The organism is Rickettsia tillamookensis (assembly GCF_016743795.2).
Lineage (GTDB): Bacteria > Pseudomonadota > Alphaproteobacteria > Rickettsiales > Rickettsiaceae > Rickettsia > Rickettsia tillamookensis.
Genome location: NZ_CP060138.2, coordinates 248,680 through 267,699 on the forward strand (window position 1 = coordinate 248,680; position 19,020 = coordinate 267,699).

The window sequence follows — 19,020 nt, forward strand, 5'->3', positions numbered from 1 at the left end:
AGTTTTCTTTGAATTAGAATAGTGTTTTATCATACACCTTGAATAAAATCAAAGAAAATGCTAGGTTTTGTGGGCATTTCTAATTGATTTGCTATTTTGAGGTCTTTTTTAGCAAAAATTAATAAGATTTTTGTAGGAATAGTTATTCATATTTCAAAAAAATCTTATAATTGCTAGCTGCAAATAACCAAAATTAAATCTTTTTAGAAATGTCCACAGAATCTAAGCTAGCACTAGCAAAAATACAAAATATGAGAGTTATGGCTAATGATTTAAGTATTTATATTCATTGGCCGTTTTGTTTGTCAAAATGTCCATATTGTGATTTTAATTCTCATGTGGTAAGTACTATAGATCATCATCAGTGGCTTAAATCCTATGAAACGGAAATTGAGTATTTTAGGGATATTATTCAAAATAAATATATAAAATCCATTTTTTTTGGCGGCGGTACTCCCTCTTTAATGAATCCTGTAGTCGTTGCAGGAATAATAAATAAAATCAGTAATCTAGCAATTATTGATAATAAAACCGAGATAACTCTAGAAACTAATCCCACATCCTTTGAAACTGAGAAGTTTAAAGCATTCAAATCCGCCGGAATTAATCGTGTTTCAATTGGAATACAATCCTTAAAAGAAGACGATTTAAAAAAATTAGGCAGAACTCATGATTGTATGCAGGCCATTAAAACAATTGAGGCGGCAAATACAATTTTTCCACGCGTGTCATTTGATTTAATATATGCACGTAGCGGTCAGAAATTAAAACAGTGGCAAGAAGAATTAAAGCAAGCTATGCAGCTCGCAAATGGCCATATCTCTCTTTATCAATTGACTATTGAAAAAGGTACACCTTTTTATAAATTATTTAAGGAGGGTAATCTGATTTTGCCGCATTCAGATGCGGCAGCTGAAATGTACGAATGGACGAATCATTATCTAGAATCTAAAAAATATTTTAGATATGAGATATCTAATTATGCTCTAGCAAATCAGGAATGTTTGCATAATTTGACTTATTGGAATTATAATAATTATTTAGGTATAGGTCCCGGAGCTCATAGTAGAATAATTGATACTTCAAATTCAGTATCGGCAATTATGATGTGGCATAAACCTGAAAAATGGTTAGACTCGATTAACACAAAAAATGTTGGTATTCAAACTAATACTAAGTTAACAAATAAAGAAATCATTGAAGAAATACTAATGATGGGTTTACGTCTTAGCAAAGGCATAAATATTGCCACATTAGAGAAGAAAATAAACGCAAAATTAGTGGATATTTTAGACATGAATAACCTGCAGCATTATCAAAGCCAAGACTTAATTAAATTAGATAAAAATATCTATCTTACCGATAAAGGTTTAATGCTACATAGCTACATAGTCCCTAGGCTGATTATATGAAAATTATTCAAGTAATTTTAAAGTTTATAATTATTTTTATTATTCCTTCTATTCATGCTATGGAATGTAAACTTGAGTTTAAGACTGAAAAGATATATGTGAATGGTGCCACGTATGATCAAAAAGTCGGAACTCCAATTACACCGATAGCAGATGCTATTAAAGCAGATAATATTGATGAAGTAAAAAAAATATTAGACGAGGGGTACGGAGTAAATCAACCATGCTTGGGTTGGACTCCTCTAGATTATGCTATATCGAATAATAATATAAAAATTGCCGATTTTTTATTAAAGCGTGGTGCATCCATGAGTTTAATCCATATAAATATAGGATTTATGAAGTCGGAAATTGCTGAATTTTTAATTAATCAGGGAATGAGTCCTAATTTAAGATATGAAAACGGTATTACCGGAATGATGCTAGCCGCAGAAAGAAATAATCCTGATTTAATAAAACTTTTGCTTAAACTAGGTGTTAATCCTAACGTTCAAAATTCTAAAACCGGGATGACTTCCCTTATGTATGCAGCATCATATCTTAATGTTGAACCTGTTCGTATTTTATTAGAATATGGAGCAGATCAAAAAATTAAAGATTTTAAAGGAAAAAGAGCTTTGGATTGGATAGCAGTGGATGCTAATAGAAATTTGCATGCTTCTGATGCAGAATATTATACTGCTTTATTTCTTGCTCCATTTAAAACTAAACTGAAAATTATAAAAGAAAGAAATAGCATTAAGACAAGAAATAAAGAAAAGGAAAAAGAAATAAAAAAGCTTCTCAATTCTCACCACTAAATTTTGGTAGTGTTTCTATTTATATTTTACAAGTTAGGATAAAAATCTATTCTAAATTTTTATGGCGTTGTTGCATGGCTCAGAAAACCTGCTGAGTGTCATACCGTGGCTTGTCCACGGTATCCAGTAAAACAACTAAAAATACTAATATTATTAGTATTTTTAACTGGATCCCGTGAATAAATCACGGGATGACAACAAAAAAACCGAGCCATGCAACAAAGCTGCAGTCGTAGTACTTGCGTAGCAATCTCATGAAATAATAACAAACTCCTGAGATTGCAGACGTACAATTGCTATACAATTTCCTCGCAATGACGACTTTCAGTATCCACGCAACAATGCCTGAACGCAATGACGTTTTTACGTGATTTGCATAAAACCGTCTGGTATTATGGTTACTATACCCATATCCAAGGTTGAGCAGAATTTGCTAATATACCTTGCTTTATATCTTTCACTGAATATATTCTAATAAAATAACGGTCTTTTCCATCCCATTTAGGACTATAGCTATCTCTTTTATGTAAAACCGTTTTATTGCTTAATACAATAATATCACCGGAAGTAACATATATATAGTTTTGAATAGATTTTTGATCTACGATTTCTCTAATTTTATTTAAAAACCCTGCTGCTCTTGGTGTTTCAGGAATAGCATTCATTTTTATTCTGCTATAATAGCCGGTAGCGTGTTCTATTAATAAAGGAAGATTCTTGCTCACTATTTTACATGAAAAAGAATCTGCACTTGTTACTGTAAATTCATTACTACACCCGATTAAGATATCTTGGTAGCTCAATTGATTTAATATATCTTTAAGGCTAATATATACTATAGGTAGATTCTCATGTCCTTTATGTACAATCCCAAAAATTAAATAGTCAACTATAGGAGATAAGTTATCACTCTTCTCTGTCATTGGACGGTATGCAGCATCTACATGCCAATCTAAATCATTATACGGCGATTGAGAGCTACGTTCATTATGAGAATTACGTTTTGGTGCTACTGCTCTAATAATATTCTTATCCTCATCTTTATATAATACAGGAAAACTACCAATTATCCCTATTACTCCATACATATGATAAATTAGCTCTTCTATTTCGCTAACCCGTACCTCACCGTCATAGGGAGTCATTATATTATAATTTTTTTGATCGATATTTTTTATATGTATAATTTCTGCATTATTATTTACAGCATCTTTAATTTCTTTTGTATAATTTACATATTTTGTTTCTAAAAAATTTTTTAAAAATACAGTAGATTTATATGGATTTTTAGTAAAATTGTTTAAAGCCTCATCGTTATTAATATTAAAATTTTTTAGATAAATTTCCTTTCTCATAATACACAGTCATTATCTTTAAATCTTTTTTATGACTGAGTTCCAATTTTTAGAAGCATTAATAATACCGAAAGGATCTACATATTTTGTATCTACTAAATATAAATCTTTTTTTTCTTTCAACCAGGTAGTTAATCTAACGATTTTATTGTTTAAATTTTCTAATTTTGCTATACAAGTTTTTTCATCTAAAGTTTTTCTCCAAACATCATAGCAAGCATTATTATAGTCAATATTAGTATCTTCAATGATGAAATAATCCCCTTCTTCAAAGATATTATTATGAAAATATTCTAAAATACCTATAGTATTAATATGAGCATCTTCTATTAATAGTATAGGATGCACTATTTCGGATATTTTTTCTTTTGAGAATATAGCCTCTACTTTATTAGAATCGCCTTGTAAAAATTCTATTCTATTATCCCCTTTTACGGTTTGATCAATATTTTCAAAATCAATATCTATACTAATAACTTTACCGTCTTTTACTGATAAACTTTGTATATCCGCCAACCAGAGGGCGGAAGCTCCTTTAAAGCTTCCAAATTCAATTATGGTTTTGGGTTTTAATTCTTGAATTAAACCTTGAGTAGTAACAATCTGAAAAGGACTTTTTTGTAATGGTATATTTTTCCAATTAATATCACAGCTATTTTCAGCGATAGAATGCCAAAACGATTCAGGTAAATCGCTTGCCGGAATTCTATTATTTATAGATACAAATCTTTTTGATGATGCAGTATTATTTAGGAAATTTAACATATATCCTCAACTTTAAGTTAATATAGCTATTGTAATACACGCTATGAATTCCAAAGTCAATAGCTTTTTAAATTAAAAGTTGAAAATAAGAAAAGAAATTTGAGCATTATCATCCTGCAAACTTGTAGGCGTTGTTGTATGGATATCAAATCGTCATTGCGAGCGACCGTAGGGAGCGTGGCAATCTCATGAAATAATAACAAACTCCTGAGATTGCTTCGTCAATTGCTATGCAATTTCCTCGCAATGACGATATTCGGCCTTAATATAATTAAGATAAATATACTTCCTTATCTAAAGTATCTTCGCTGTTATCTATAATCATAGTAATTGTTGCATCACCGGTAATATTGATAGTAGTACGTAGCATATCAAGTATTCGGTCAATACCGGCAATAATTGCTACTCCCTCTATAGGTAAGTGAACCGAAGAAAGAACCATAGGAAGCATTATTAAAGAAGCACCGGGAATGCCGGCTCCGCCGATAGATCCAAGTGTTGAGGTGAGAATAATTACTAGATAGTCGTGAGGAGCAAGCGTTACTCCCATCATTTGAGCAAAGAATATGGTAGTAAGAGACAAATTTATAGCAAAGCCATCCATATTAATTGAGGCTCCTATCGGAAGTACGAATGAAGTACTAGACTCTGAAATGCCAAGCTTTTCACGACAAACTTGCATAGTAGTTGCAAGAGTTGCTTTACTACTTGAAGTAGAAAAAGCAAGTATCTGATATTCAAAACTTTTTTTATAAAAAGGTATAGGGGAAACACGGCAGAATACATATATAAGTAAGCCAAAAACTAAATATTGAAATGTCATCGCCACAACTACCGCTACAACAAGTTTCGATAAACTAATCATTACTTCAACTCCCTGCATGCCTACAATCCAGCCTGTTAAAGCAAAAGCACCGTAAGGAGATAATTGAATAACAAACGATATCATTTTTAATATTAATTTTGACATTACATGAATTAAATCAGTAACAGGTTCACCGACAGATTTCATTTTGTTTAAGGTAATCCCGACAAAAATAGCAAAAAATACAACTTGCAAGACATCACCGTTTGCAAAAGCCCCAACAGCATTATCAGGGACGATATTTACAAAAAAATCAATTATATTAAATGAAGTTCTACTTGTCGTTCCTGAAGAGGTAAAATCTATATGTATGCCTACTCCCGGCTTTAATACTAAGGCAACAGTAAGTCCAAAAACCGTGGCAAAAAAAGTAGTACCTAAAAAAGCGGCTACCGCTTTCATTCCTACTCTGCCAAGGGCAGAAGTATCATTCATACTAGTGATACCGGAAACCAAGCTAAAGAAAATTAAAGGGGTAATGATCATTTTTATCAAGCGTAAGAAAATGTCACCGATAGGTTTAATATAATTAACATATTGTGGTAAGTATATACCAAATATAATACCTAAGATTAACCCTAAGGTAACTTTTTGCCATAATTTCATAATTTACTTACTTAATTTTTAAATTTGCTCAACTATAAGTTTATTTACTATTTTGGTCAATCCATTCTAAGTACTTTTGAAAGCCATAGTCAATATTTATTTTTATTATTTGCGGTAATTCATAATTATGAATTTCAAGGAGTTTATTTTCAATTTCGTTATAATTAGAAGATTTTGTTTTAATTATAACTCTATATTCGGTTTCTAAAGTTACTCTACCATCCCATCTAAAGTAACTTTTGACATCGTCAATTTGAATGCAGGCAGCAAGGTTTAATTCTAACAAAACAGATGCTATTTTCTCGGCAATTTGCAAATCATTAGTAGTCGTTAAAATTAAACAGCAATCTTGCATGCTTAAACCTCAACAAAACAATTAGGTGTTTCATATAGTTTGAGGCTCGCTACGAAGAAGTTTTGACCTACGAAAAGTTTAGGAAAAATTTCATTCTTTAAATGCGTCGCTATATTTTCTGCAGTTGGGTTATTCTGCATGTAATATATTTTTTGACCGGTACAATTTTCTATTTGTTGTCCCATTTCCTTATCGTCTTGATGTAGGATTAAGCTATGATCAAAATTTTCATCAATCCATTTTTTAGCTAAATCCTTAATTAAACCAAAATCGATTACCATACCAAGTTTATCGGTTTTGTTTGCGGCTATAGCGATCTCAAGAACATAGCGATGACCGTGCAGGAATTGACATTTATTTTGATGTCCTATAATTCTATGTCCTGCATCGAACTCAATGCGACGAGTACATTTTATCATTAATATATACTTTCTTTGAACGGTAGGCAAATCGTCATTGCGAGGAAATTACGTAAGTAATTGACGAAGCAATCCAGTAAAAAATGTTAAATTAACATTTTTTTATTATTTTTTCTAGATTGCCGTGCTCCTTACAGTCGCTCGCAATGACGACATTTACTACAAATTTAACAATAATTTCTCAGGATTCTCGATTAGCTCTTTAATTTTTACTAAGAACGATACTCCTTCTTTCCCATCAATTATACGATGATCGTAAGATAAAGCTATATACATCATCGGGCGTATTTCAATTTTACCGTTTATAACTACGGCTCTTTCCTCGGTTTTATGTAAGCCTAGAATACCTGATTGAGGAGGATTAATAATCGGGGTAGATAATAATGAGCCATATACGCCTCCGTTAGAAATCGAGAATGTTCCCCCTGACAAATCAACCATAGAAAGCTTACCCTCACGAGCCTTTTTAGCCAAAGTTCCTATAGCTTTTTCTACTTCGGCAAACCCCATTTTATCGGCATCCCTAACAACCGGTACAACAAGCCCTTGCTCTGTTCCGACAGCTACACCAATATCATAATAATTTTTATATACTAAATCATCGCCGTCTATTTCAGCATTTACCGACGGGATAAGCTTTAAAGCTTCAATTGTTGCTTTAACAAAAAACGACATAAAGCCAAGTTTCACAGCGTGCTTTTTCTCAAACTCTTCTTTATATTGATTACGCAAGGCAATTACTTTTGACATATCGATTTCATTAAAAGTAGTCAAAATAGCTGCTGTATTTTGTGAATCTTTTAAACGCTGTGCAATAGTTTTACGCAAGCGTGACATACGAACACGCTGTACTCTTTCTTCATTAGTTTTGTTTACTGTAGGAGTAGAAGTAGCAGCAGACGGTGTGTTTATTGTTTCAAGCACGTCACCTTTGGTAATTCTACCGTCTTTACCTGTTCCTTTTATATTATTGGGATCAAGCTTATTTTCGGTAACTAATTTTTGTACGGAAGGAGCAAGAATATTATTAACCACGACAGGTTTTTCTACAGACTTTTCTGAAGTAGGTTGCGTAACTGCTTGAACTTTAGCAGATTCATTATTAGTACCGGCAGTACTTGCAGCTGCCCCTTCATTTATTTCGCCTATTTCTTCGCCAACTGCTACATTTGCACCGTCAGTTTTCGATATTTTACCTATAGTACCGTTACAAGGAGCATTAACTTCTAAAGTCACTTTTTCGGTTTCAATTTCTAACAGTAATTCATCGGTTTTAACCGAATCACCTTCTTTCTTATACCATTTGGCAATAGTCGCTTCCGTTACGGACTCTCCAAGCGACGGTACTATAATTTTAACGCTCATAATTTATTCTACTCCTAAAAATACGGTCAGTGTTATTCCTGCTCTATATGTCATTCCCGCGTAGGCGGGAATCCAGTAATTAAAAGGTATAAACACACTAAATTTTTAAAATTAAAAGCTCGATTTATCTCGCTTTATGCTGGATTCCTGCCTACGCGAGAATGACATCCAATCCTATAGCTTCTTTTAGCAATCTTTCCTGCTGTTTATTATGTGCTTGCAGCGAACCTACTGCCGGAGAGGCTGATTCCTCTCTACCTACATATTTAAATTCGTTATTAATTCCTGCTTCTTTTAAAGCATCGTTTAAGTGAGAAACTATATAACGCCAAGCTCCCATATTTTTCGGTTCTTCCTGACACCAAATAAATTCCTGCGTCCTATTATATTTTTTTAATAGTGATGCTACAAGTTTTTTTTCAAAAGGGTATAATTGCTCAAGCCTAATAATCACTATATTACTGTTATTGCCACGCATTTCAAATAGATCGTAATATACCTTACCGCTACATAAAATTACTTTAGTAATATTATTTGTGTCTAGTTTATTTACCTCATCTAAAACCGGTAGGAAAGTAGTATTTTCGCTTAGCTCATTAAGTTTAGATACGGCATATTTATGACGTAATAATGATTTCGGCGACATTACGATTAGCGGTTTGCGGGTATCATCAAGTATTTGACGACGTAGCAGGTGGAAAATCGAGGCAGGAGTAGTTGGATATGTAACATACATATTATCCTCAGCCGCTAGCTGCAAGAACCTCTCAAGCCTTGCCGAGCTATGCTCCGGTCCTTGCCCTTCAAATGCGTGAGGTAACAAAACCACAAGTCCGCTCATACGAAGCCATTTTGTTTCGCTGCTTGAAATAAACTGGTCAAAAATTATCTGAGCACAATTCGCAAAATCACCGAATTGTGCTTCCCATAAAACTAAATTTTTTGGATTTGCAAGTGAATAACCATACTCAAAACCAAGTACTGCATATTCAGATAAATTACTATCGGCTACCTCGTATTTTGCTTGTTCTTTAGATAAATTATTTAGAGGTATATAGGTAGTATCGTCAATTTGATTGTGCAATACTGAATGACGATGCGAGAAAGTACCGCGTCCGCAGTCTTGTCCGGTTAGCCTTATATTTGTACCTGAAGCAAGTAAGCTTGCAAAAGCTAGCTGCTCAGCTGTTGCCCAATCAATAGGCTGATCAGCCGTTAGATTGGCTTTTCGAGCTTCAAATAGTTTTACAAGTTTTGGATTAACGGCAAAATCTTTCGGTATTTCGCATAGTTTAGTTCCTAAATCTTGTAATGTTTTTTTTCTGACGCCCGTTATTGCAGCTTGTGAGCGAGTACGAGAAATGCCTTGCCATAACCCACCTAAGAAATGTGCTTCCGGCTTATAACTTTTTGCCTGCTCATATTCCTTATCTAGTCTTGCTTTAAATTCTTCTTTTAACTTAGCAAAATAATTATTATCAATTATACCGCTTTTTACTAACTCATTTGCGTAAATATTACCGGGAGTCGGTTTGCTTTTAATAATATTATACATCTTACCTTGAGTATACATCGGCTCATCGCCCTCATTATGCCCGTATTTGCGGTAACAAATAATTTCGACTACAACATCCTTACCGAATTTTTGCCTGTATTCTACCGCAATATTGGTGGCTTTTAACACTGCCTCTATATCATCACCGTTAACGTGTAAAATCGGAGCAGCGATGATTTTAGCAAACTCCGTAGAATATCTGCTAGCTCTAGTATCTGCAGCATTAGCCGTAAAACCTAGCTGATTGTTAATGACGAAATGTAATATTCCGCCGATATCATAAGCAGTGAGCGGTGACATTGATAGGCTCTCTGCAACTACGCCTTGACCGCAAAAAGCAGCGTCACCATGCACTAAAATAGCCTTAACTTTACTGCGTTTAGTATCTACAAGAATATCCTGTTTTGCTCTTACTTTCCCTGCAACTATAGGATTTACCGCTTCTAAATGTGAAGGATTATCAGCTAGTGATAAATGTATTTTCTTGTTATCTATAGTTCTATCGGACGAATAGCCTAAGTGATATTTCACATCACCTGAAACATTTAGCTCATTAGGAAATACGCTACCGCTTATGAAGCCCGCAATAACAGCTTTATATGGCTTACCTACTACTTTAGTCAGAGTATTTAATCTCCCTCGATGTGCCATACCGATAACGATTTCTTCAACGCCTTGATTCATGGATAAATCTATAGCTTTACTCATAGCAACTATAGAAGCATCGCCGCCTTCAACGGAAAAACGCTTAGCTCCAGGAAATTTTGTATGTAAATACTGCTCAAACCCTTCTACTTCTACTAAATCATTTAAGATAGTTTTTTTGTCTTCAGGAGAAAATGTAACTTCGTTTTCTAGCTGACTATATAACCAGCTTTTTTCTTCTTCGCTTGTTAACTGTTCAAATTCAATACCGATAGAGCCTGCATAAGTTTTATCGAGCTTGGTAATTAATTCAGATAATTTACAGTTCCAATTACCAACAAATTCATCCGTAATATTGATATTTTCCTCTAGTTGACTGTTATCAAGCCCAAAGATTTCTATATTAAGTTTTAAATCGTTTTTTGTTTTACGTAGCTCAAGACCAAGCGGATCAAGATTTGCTAAATAGTGAGCATGCTTGCGATAGGCATTGATCATTTCTTTAGCTTTCAAACTATTTAAGCTTTCAGAAGATAGATTATTATTTAACGGTTCTTTTTTTGTCTCATCAGGGATAATTACTTTAGCCGTGCTTTTATTGAGTAAAGTATTATTATCCTTAATTTCGGTAAAAAACTCTTGCCAAGTTTGGTCAACAGAATTTGGGTTCGCTAAATATTGTCTATATAATTCTTCAACAAAAACAGCATTCCCACCAAATAAATAACCTGTTTTTTTTAAATATTCTTCCATATTATTGTTTATATTGTTTGTTTAATGTCATTGCGAGCGACTGTAAGGAGCGTGGCAATCTCAGGAATTTTCCCGAGATTGCTTCGTCAAAGCTTATAGCTTTTCCTCGCAATGACGGTTTTATTACTATAAATACTTCCCCTCTAAATACCCTATATATACTTGCGGATTTATCTTGTCCTCACCGCTAGCACTTTTTAATAAATCGGCTGAATTTTTTAACGAACCGAGATTTCTAAAATTCTTATTTAGATAATTATTGAGGTTATTAAAATCCCCATTTAATATATCATCTTTTATACTCGGGTACATCTCTTTTACTTTTTTCATCACCATTGATGCGATAATTGCACCGTTTGTATAGGCAGGAAAGTAACCGAAATTTCCGTGTGACCAGTGAATATCTTGAAGACAGCCATTACTAAAGCTTACCGGTTTAATGCCTAAATATTCCTGCATCTTACTATCCCAAAAGCTTGGTAACTCATCAAGATTCAAGTCACCATTGATAAGCATTTCCTCTATCTCAAAACGTAATATTACATGCATCGGGTAAGTTACTTCATCTGCATCTACTCTTATAAAATCAGGTTTAACTTTAGTAATCTTTTTATATAAATTTTCTGCTGAATATTCTTCACTTTTAAAAGCAAATTCGTCTCGAAGTAATTTAGCTAAAAATTCCGTAAATTCTCTTGATCTACCTACTTGCATCTCCATAAATAAAGACTGGCTTTCATGAAAAGCCATACCTTTAGGACGTCCTACCGGTTGTCCTTTATACATTTCCGGCAAATTCTGCTCATATAAAGCATGACCTGTTTCGTGAATAATTCCCATTAAACCGCTTATGAAATTGTCTTTATCATATCTAGTAGTTAAACGTATATCATTCGGCGTACCGCCGCAAAAAGGATGCGTTGATTCATCTAAGCGTCCTTTTGTTAGATCAAACTGCATAATTTCCATAATGCGTTTTCCGATACGCTTTTGCATCTCAGGAGCTAGCTCACTGCTTACTAATTCTTTCTCGCTTTTCTGTTTTTCTAAAACTTTATTTATGAGCAGCGGGAGTTCTTTTTTAAGTACTGAAAAAACTTGTTTGATTTCGCTACTTTTTCTGCTTGGATCAAACATATCTATTAATGAGTCGTATAATCCGCAATTAAAAGCATTTGCTCGTACTTTAGCAACTTCTTTAGTATAATCTAAAACTTTTTGTAAGTGCGGTTTAAATAAATTATAGTCGTTATTTTTTCTTGCTTCTCTCCAAACAAGTTCAGCTTTAGTAGTCGCTGCTACCAATTTCTTTTGTAGCTGTTCATCAATACAATTCGCATCTATTATTTGCCTCTCAATCTCTCTAATATTAGCATTTTGCCAATCGTCAAGACTCTTTGATTCTTCTTTTGCCTTGCTAACTAACTCTTTTAGCATAGGAGATTTGAGCAGCGAGTGAACTAGCGACGTTAAAGTTACTATTTCGTTTGTCCTACTCTCATCTGAACCCATAGGCATATTTACGGCAATATCCCAGTATAATATGCTCAAAATATTATTAAAATGCGAGACGGTAGAAAACTCGTTTTCTAATTTTGTGTAGTTGTTGTTCATATATTTCTTGTTTTTTGTCATTGCGAGGAGGCATTGCTTGCGTAGGTACCTAAATCGTCATTGCGAGGAAATTACGAAGTAATGGACGAAGCAATCTCAGGAGTATTATTTCATGAGATTGCCACGCAGTCTACGACTGCTCGCAATGACGTTCATTACAAATGCAACAACTCCTTTGCTGCTTTTAAACTTGCCTCGGTGATTGTTTTGCCTGAAATCATGCGGGCGAGTTCTTCCTGTCTTTCAGTTAAATTTAAAGCTTTTACCGTTACTTTTGTTTCTTTTTCTAGCTGCGTTTTCTCGATTTTTATATGCAAATCTGCTTTACCTGCTACTTGCGGCTGGTGCGTAATAACTATTACTTGAGTAACGCTACTAAGTTTTTTTAATCGCTCACCTACTTTATCTGCGACCTCTCCGCCAATCCCAACATCTATTTCATCAAATATAATAGACGATTTTACCATTTTATCAAACAAAGAAGTTTTTAAAGCAAGCATAAATCTTGATAACTCGCCGCCGGAAGCAATTTTATTGATTGCTTCTGCTGCCGTTCCAGGGTTAGTAGAAGCCTTAAACACAATATCATCATTACCGCCGCCACTCGGTTCTTTTCTAGCTTCTATCTCAATCTCAAAAATTGCTTTCGCCATTTTAAGCTGTTTTAACTCCTGATGCAACGATTCTTCTAGGCGTTTTGCAGCGATAAGACGCTTTGCAGACAAATCACTAGCTAGCTTATAATATTTTTCCTGTAATATTACTTCTTGAGCTTTTAACTCATTACTATTTGCTATTTTGTTTTTTAATATACCGAGTTGCTCTAAGGATTTATCTAAAAATACACCTAGTTCATCAGCAGGAACATTATATTTACGGCTAATAGCTTTTATTAAAAATAATCTTTCTTCTGTTTCTTCGAGATTATATTCTTCATGATTAAAACTATCTAACAGCTTTGATAATTCTTGACGTGCTTCTTCTAGATTATTATAGGCTTCCTCTAAACTTGTAGCAATAGTTTCAAAACGCTCATGGTTGCTGTGTCTTGCTAATAATTTCTCTGCTCTATTAATTGAGGTATTTATTTCGGGATTATTAATCTGTTCTAGAATATCTTTTATTAGCTGTAAATCCTTATCTTTATTTTGCAAATCTTTTCTGATATTTGCTAATTTTTCTTCTTCACCTATTTGAATATTCAGCTTAGTTAATTCTTCCGTTGCAAAGCTCAAATAATCAATTTCCTGCTCTATAGAATTTTGTTTAAGCGTTATTTCGGTAATTTCTTTCCGAGCATTTTGCCAAATCTGATAACATTTGGAAAGCTCGGCTCGAAAGTCCAAAAGATTTCCATAGCTGTCTAAAATATCACGCTGAGTATTTGCTTCTAGAAGAGAAATATTATTATTTTGTCCATGAAGCTCAAATAAATAAGTAGCTAATTGCTGCATGATAGCTTTATTAACTACTTGATTGTTAATGAAAAAATTTTTTCGTCCTTCGGCTTTTTGCAAGCATTTTACAAGCAATAATTCTTCAGGCTCAATAAAATTTTGGATCAGAAAATTTTTTATCTCTTTATTTAAAGAGAATATTATATTAACAACAGCGTAATCTTTTCCACGCTTTATTATATTATTTGAAGTTTTATAACCTAGGCAAAATAAAATAGCGTCAAGTAAAATAGATTTACCGGCTCCCGTTTCACCGGTAATAACACATAAACCTTTATTAAACTCAATTTCCAGCTCGTCTATCAGAATGAAGTTTTTGACTGAGAGACTGCAGAACATATACTGCTTAATTTTGATGATTTTTAACTAGCCTGTACGCATAACTATACCATTGACTATCAGGATAGTTGTAACCTAGTACCGAGGCATATTTTTTTGCTTCATCAGGTAACCCAAGCATCATATAGCTTTCGACTAAACGGTAAAGAGCTTCTATCGAGTGAGAAGTAGTTTGATAATTATCAATTACCTCTTCAAATCTGTTAATTGCTGCCATTGGGTTCTTTTTCTTTAAGTAAAATCGACCTACCATCATCTCTTTACCTGCTAAATGATCATTTACTAGGTCAATTTTTAAAGACGAATCAATAGCATATTTAGTATTTGGGAATTTTGCTATTACGTCTTCAAAACTATCTTTAGCTAAGAAAGTTCTAGATTGATCATGATTTACGTCTGAAATTAACATATAATATGATAATGCTTTAAGGTAATATGCGTAAGCAATATCGACATTTGCAGGGTGCAAATTAATGAACATATCAAGCACATCAACCGCTTCTTCATATTGAGCAGCGAGGAATAAAGAATAAGCCTGCATTAATTCGGCTTGTGGGGTCATCTCATTACCCGGATGTTGGTAAAATACTCTTCCGAATTCTTCCGCAGCTTTCTTATATTTTTTCTTTTCTAATAAGGTAACGCCTTCGTTATAAAGGGTAGGGATAGGAACTACTATGTCATCACTGGTTTTTTTACTTTTACAGCCGCTTAAAGATAGACCTATAATGAAAAGGACGCTTAATAATTTTGCTAATTTCATAAGAACTTAAATTCAGTTAATAACTAAATATACATATAGGCTTATAGAATTTCAAGGATTCAATTTAAAAATATACTCTGCTGATTTCAAGAATTGCTCTTTATTATCTTCATGGATTCACGTACTCACTTATTAAGTATAAGCTGCGTGCGTTCACCATTCGATAACAAATTCAATTCTTGAAATCATTTGAGTATACTTGGTGAATTTCAAAAATTGGCAGCGTCGTCTAGCAAGTGGCTTTGTTGCATGGCTCAAAAAACTCGCTCGGTGTCATACTGTGGCTTGTCCACGGTATCCAGTAAAATAACTAAAAATACTAATAATATTAGTATTTTTAACTGGATCCCGTGAATAAATCACGGGATGACAAAGGTGAGACTGAGCCATGCAACACCGCTCTAGCAAGTTCTGCGGTACTGAACGTTTAAGTAACGGATTCCGCTCCTCATTTTACAGACCGATTACTCTTTTTGAAATTGACTTTCGTGTATCAATTCTTCATTTATTAGGAGTGTACCCAGTGCCCTTTATCATTTTTATGATATTTTTTTTCTACGGCCGACCATGCTACTTTATGTGCAACTGTCTCTCTAGAGTCATTTCCGCGTCTTTTATCGGCATCCTTATATTGTTCAAATGCGTGATTAAAAGCTTCGCGATAAATATCCTTAGCATGGCTTGGAAGATGATTTTTAACTGAATCGGGTAAATCGTTATTATTTTTATAAGGCATAAAAACCTCCGGTAATATTATGCAAGTAATATTTTATAACATCGGAGGTTTCATTTCTATAGGAAAGTTAAATAAAATTCACGACCATAGACTTTTCATTTTATTAAAAAAGCTACCGTCATTTTCTTTTTCATTTATTGATTCTTTTTTGAATTCTTCTAGTAGTTCACGTTGTCTTTTGGATAAATTTTTAGGTACCTCGACATGAATATGTGTAAGCATATCACCTCTAATAGTAGATCTTATTTTAGACATACCTTTACTGCGGAGTCTTAACTGATCACCGTTTTGCGTACCTGCTGGAATTGTTAAGTTTACTTTTCCGCCTTCAATTACCGGTACTTCTATCTCTCCTCCAAGAGCGGCATTTACAAAACTAATAGGTAGTTTACAATGTAGATTTGCTCTGTCTACTTTATAAATATCATGTGGTTTTATTGCTATATCAACGTATAAATCACCACTATTTCCGCCTCTAACACCTGCATTACCTTCGCCTGGATGTCTTATTCTAGTACCGTTTTCAACACCTGCAGGAATATTTACCGATAAATTTCGCTGCTTATGGTAACGCCCCATACCATGACATTTCTTACAAGGATTTTTGATAATTTGACCGTTACCTTGGCATTTATGACAAGTTTGTTCGATAGTAAAAAATCCTTGCTGAATTCTAGTCGCTCCAACACCACCGCAAGCGTCGCAAGTAGTTACGGTTTTACCTTTTTCAGAACCGCTACCATGGCAAGTATCGCATTTTACTTCGCTAGAAAAACTAATATTTTTTTCTATACCGTGAAATGCTTCCTCTAGGTTAATTGTCAGATCATATTTTAAATCCGAACCTCTAGCCTTACTTGATGTAGGCTTTCTTCTATTACCTCCCATAAAGTCGCTAAAGAAGTCACCGAAAATATCGTTAATATCGGGATGAAAACCACCGTGATTTCCTCCTCCGTCTCGTGACTGTTGATTTTGAAAAGTATCATGCCCGAAACGATCATAAGCGGCTCTCTTTTGCTCGTCTTTTAGAACATCATAAGCACTATTTATTTCTTTAAATTTCTTTTCAGCATCTTTAGCATCAGTAGTATCAGGGTGATATTGCTTGGCTAATTTGAGGTAGGCTTTTTTAAGGTCAGCTTGGCTAGCTGTTTTACTAACGCCTAATATTTGATAATAATCTTGTGACATAATTTAATTTATAAACATGGTTGTAGCGTCATTGCGAGCAGCCATAGGCTGCGTGGCAATCTCGTCAAATATCCTGAGATTGCTTCGTCAAAACTTACAGTTTTTCCTCGCAATGACGAAATTATTTCTACTTCTTCTCTACATCCTGAAAATCGGCATCTACTACTTTTTCATCGTTAGCAGTATTTTCTTCAGCAGGCTGGCTTTCGCTTTGTGCTTTATACATTGCTTCACCGATTTTCATACTAGCTGCAGTTAAGCTCTCTGTCTTTTCTTTAATTAAAGCGGCATCTTCCGACTCAAGAACAGCTTTTAAAGCAGATAGTGCTTCTTCAGCAGCTCCTTTATCTTCTGATGATAATTTATCGCCATACTCCGTAAGACTCTTTTCAGTAGAATAAACTAAACTATCGGCAGCATTTTTTGCTTCAATAAGTTCCTTACGCTTTTTATCTTCATCGGCATTCTGCTCAGCGTCTTTAACCATTTGTTCGATTTCGGCATCGCTAAGACCGCCGGAAGCCTGAATAGTTACTTTCTGTTCCTTACCGCTTGCTTTATCTTTAGCCGAAACATGCACTATTCCATTAACGTCAATATCAAATGTTACTTCTATTTGTGGAACGCCTCTTGGTGCGGGAGGTATGCCTTCAAGGTTAAACTGACCGAGTAATTTATTACTAGCCGCCATTTCACGTTCACCTTGGAACACTCTAATAGTTACGGCGTGCTGATTATCGTCGGCAGTTGAGAATACCTGACTTTTTTTAGTAGGTATAGTAGTATTACGATCGATTAACCTTGTAAATACGCCGCCGAGAGTTTCAATACCAAGAGATAGAGGCGTAACGTCTAATAATAATATATCCGTTACTTCTTTATTAAGTACTCCCCCTTGAATAGCAGCACCAAGAGCTACCACCTCATCAGGATTTACGCCTTTATGCGGTTCACGCCCAAAGAATTTCTTTACGGCTTCTTGTACTTTCGGCATTCTGGTCATACCGCCGACAAGTACTACTTCCTGAATATCAGAAGCTTTTAAACCTGCATCCTTTAATGCTTTACGGCAAGGTTCAATAGTTTTCTCAATTAAATCATCTACTAACTTTTCAAGGTCTGCTCTAGTAAATTTAAGATTTAAATGTTTTGGACCGCTGCTATCAGCCGTAATATAAGGCAAATTAATATCGGTAGTTACTGCAGAAGATAGTTCTTTCTTAGCTTTTTCCGCTGCTTCTTTTAAACGCTGAAGTGCTAAAGGATCGTTACGTAAATCTATACCGCTTTCTTTTTTGAATACATCTATTAAATGGTTTAATATTCTTGTATCGAAATCTTCACCGCCAAGGAATGTATCGCCGTTTGTTGATTTTACTTCAAAAACACCGTCACCGATTTCAAGAATTGAAATATCGAACGTTCCGCCGCCAAGATCGTATACTGCAATAGTTTTACTTGCCGATTTATCAAAACCGTAAGCAAGAGCTGCAGCAGTCGGCTCGTTAATTATTCTAAGGACCTCAAGACCTGCTATTTTACCGGCATCTTTTGTTGCTTGACGTTGTGCATCATTGAAATAAGCAGGCACGGTTATTACTGCTTGTGTTACTTTTTCGCCTAAATAATTCTCTGCGGTTTCTTTCATTTTTTGTAAAATAAAAGCACTAATTTGGCTTGGTGAATATTTATTGTTATCAGCTTCGACCCATGCGTCACCGTTATCGGCTTTAATTATATTATACGGTACGATATCTTGGTCTTTCTTAACCATAGGATCGGTGAAATTTCTACCGATTAATCGCTTTACCGCATATATAGTGTTGCGAGGGTTAGTTACTGCTTGTCTTTTAGCAGACTGCCCGACTAATTTTTCGCCGTTTGCAAAAGCTATTATTGACGGCGTAGTTCTCTCGCCTTCTGAATTTTCTATTACTTTTTGCTCTTTACCTTCCATGACCGCGACACAAGAGTTAGTAGTCCCAAGGTCGATACCTATTACTTTTCCCATAAGATTCCTCG

The 19,020-nt window shown here is 34.4% G+C and carries 14 protein-coding genes and 2 pseudogenes; 3 read left to right on the plus strand and 13 right to left on the minus strand.

Annotation, left to right across the window (positions count from 1 at the left end; all coding sequences use genetic code 11):
- Nucleotides 1-209 precede the first annotated feature (209 nt).
- From hemW to H6P87_RS07220, 3 genes and pseudogenes are all read left to right on the plus strand, one after another.
- Entirely contained in the window at nucleotides 210-1,412 is a 1,203-nt protein-coding gene (hemW, locus tag H6P87_RS01175) for a radical SAM family heme chaperone HemW (protein WP_202069699.1), read from the plus strand.
- 59 nt (nucleotides 1,413-1,471) lie between these two features.
- Nucleotides 1,472-1,687: pseudogene (locus H6P87_RS07215) on the plus strand (hypothetical protein); the annotation flags it as partial.
- A pseudogene (locus H6P87_RS07220) lies at nucleotides 1,688-1,969 on the plus strand (ankyrin repeat domain-containing protein); the annotation flags it as partial.
- Nucleotides 1,970-2,613: 644 nt separating this feature from the next.
- Here the strand turns inward: H6P87_RS07220 and H6P87_RS01185 are convergent.
- The 13 genes from H6P87_RS01185 to dnaK form a co-directional block, all read right to left on the minus strand.
- The gene (locus H6P87_RS01185) at nucleotides 2,614-3,567 is read right to left on the minus strand and encodes a Fe(II)-2OG oxygenase family protein (protein WP_246437987.1); all 954 of its coding nucleotides are present in this window, start codon (nucleotides 3,565-3,567) and stop codon (nucleotides 2,614-2,616) included.
- 18 nt (nucleotides 3,568-3,585) lie between these two features.
- Nucleotides 3,586-4,332, minus strand: a complete 747-nt coding sequence (locus H6P87_RS01190) for a CmcI family methyltransferase (protein WP_202069701.1) — start codon at nucleotides 4,330-4,332, stop codon at nucleotides 3,586-3,588.
- A 271-nt stretch (nucleotides 4,333-4,603) separates the two neighbouring features.
- Nucleotides 4,604-5,803 carry a dicarboxylate/amino acid:cation symporter gene (locus H6P87_RS01195; protein WP_202069702.1) on the minus strand — a complete coding sequence of 400 codons (1,200 nt, stop codon included), beginning with the start codon at nucleotides 5,801-5,803 and terminating at the stop codon, nucleotides 4,604-4,606.
- Nucleotides 5,804-5,843: 40 nt separating this feature from the next.
- Complete coding sequence (gene cutA, locus H6P87_RS01200) at nucleotides 5,844-6,158, minus strand: divalent-cation tolerance protein CutA (protein WP_202069703.1); 315 nt, start codon at nucleotides 6,156-6,158, stop codon at nucleotides 5,844-5,846.
- Nucleotides 6,159-6,160: 2 nt separating this feature from the next.
- Nucleotides 6,161-6,577: a 6-pyruvoyl trahydropterin synthase family protein gene (locus H6P87_RS01205; protein WP_045813037.1), complete on the minus strand. Its 417-nt coding sequence runs from the start codon at nucleotides 6,575-6,577 to the stop codon at nucleotides 6,161-6,163.
- Nucleotides 6,578-6,736: 159 nt separating this feature from the next.
- Complete coding sequence (odhB, locus tag H6P87_RS01210) at nucleotides 6,737-7,942, minus strand: 2-oxoglutarate dehydrogenase complex dihydrolipoyllysine-residue succinyltransferase (RefSeq protein ID WP_202069704.1); 1,206 nt, start codon at nucleotides 7,940-7,942, stop codon at nucleotides 6,737-6,739.
- A 151-nt stretch (nucleotides 7,943-8,093) separates the two neighbouring features.
- Entirely contained in the window at nucleotides 8,094-10,895 is a 2,802-nt protein-coding gene (locus H6P87_RS01215) for a 2-oxoglutarate dehydrogenase E1 component (RefSeq protein WP_202069705.1), read from the minus strand.
- Nucleotides 10,896-11,021: 126 nt separating this feature from the next.
- The gene (locus tag H6P87_RS01220) at nucleotides 11,022-12,509 is read right to left on the minus strand and encodes a carboxypeptidase M32 (RefSeq protein WP_202069706.1); all 1,488 of its coding nucleotides are present in this window, start codon (nucleotides 12,507-12,509) and stop codon (nucleotides 11,022-11,024) included.
- A 155-nt stretch (nucleotides 12,510-12,664) separates the two neighbouring features.
- Nucleotides 12,665-14,305, minus strand: coding sequence for a DNA repair protein RecN (gene recN / locus H6P87_RS01225; RefSeq protein ID WP_202069707.1), 1,641 nt, complete (start codon nucleotides 14,303-14,305; stop codon nucleotides 12,665-12,667).
- A 7-nt stretch (nucleotides 14,306-14,312) separates the two neighbouring features.
- A complete protein-coding gene (locus H6P87_RS01230; RefSeq protein WP_202069708.1) occupies nucleotides 14,313-15,068 on the minus strand; it encodes an outer membrane protein assembly factor BamD in 756 nt (251 codons plus the stop codon).
- 508 nt (nucleotides 15,069-15,576) lie between these two features.
- On the minus strand, nucleotides 15,577-15,804 hold the full coding sequence (locus H6P87_RS01235) for a ChaB family protein (protein WP_202069709.1): 228 nt from the start codon (nucleotides 15,802-15,804) through the stop codon (nucleotides 15,577-15,579).
- A 78-nt stretch (nucleotides 15,805-15,882) separates the two neighbouring features.
- A complete protein-coding gene (dnaJ, locus tag H6P87_RS01240; RefSeq protein WP_202069710.1) occupies nucleotides 15,883-16,998 on the minus strand; it encodes a molecular chaperone DnaJ in 1,116 nt (371 codons plus the stop codon).
- Between the two features lie 127 nt (nucleotides 16,999-17,125).
- The gene (gene dnaK, locus H6P87_RS01245) at nucleotides 17,126-19,009 is read right to left on the minus strand and encodes a molecular chaperone DnaK (RefSeq protein ID WP_202069711.1); all 1,884 of its coding nucleotides are present in this window, start codon (nucleotides 19,007-19,009) and stop codon (nucleotides 17,126-17,128) included.
- Between the last annotated feature and the right edge of the window lie 11 nt (nucleotides 19,010-19,020).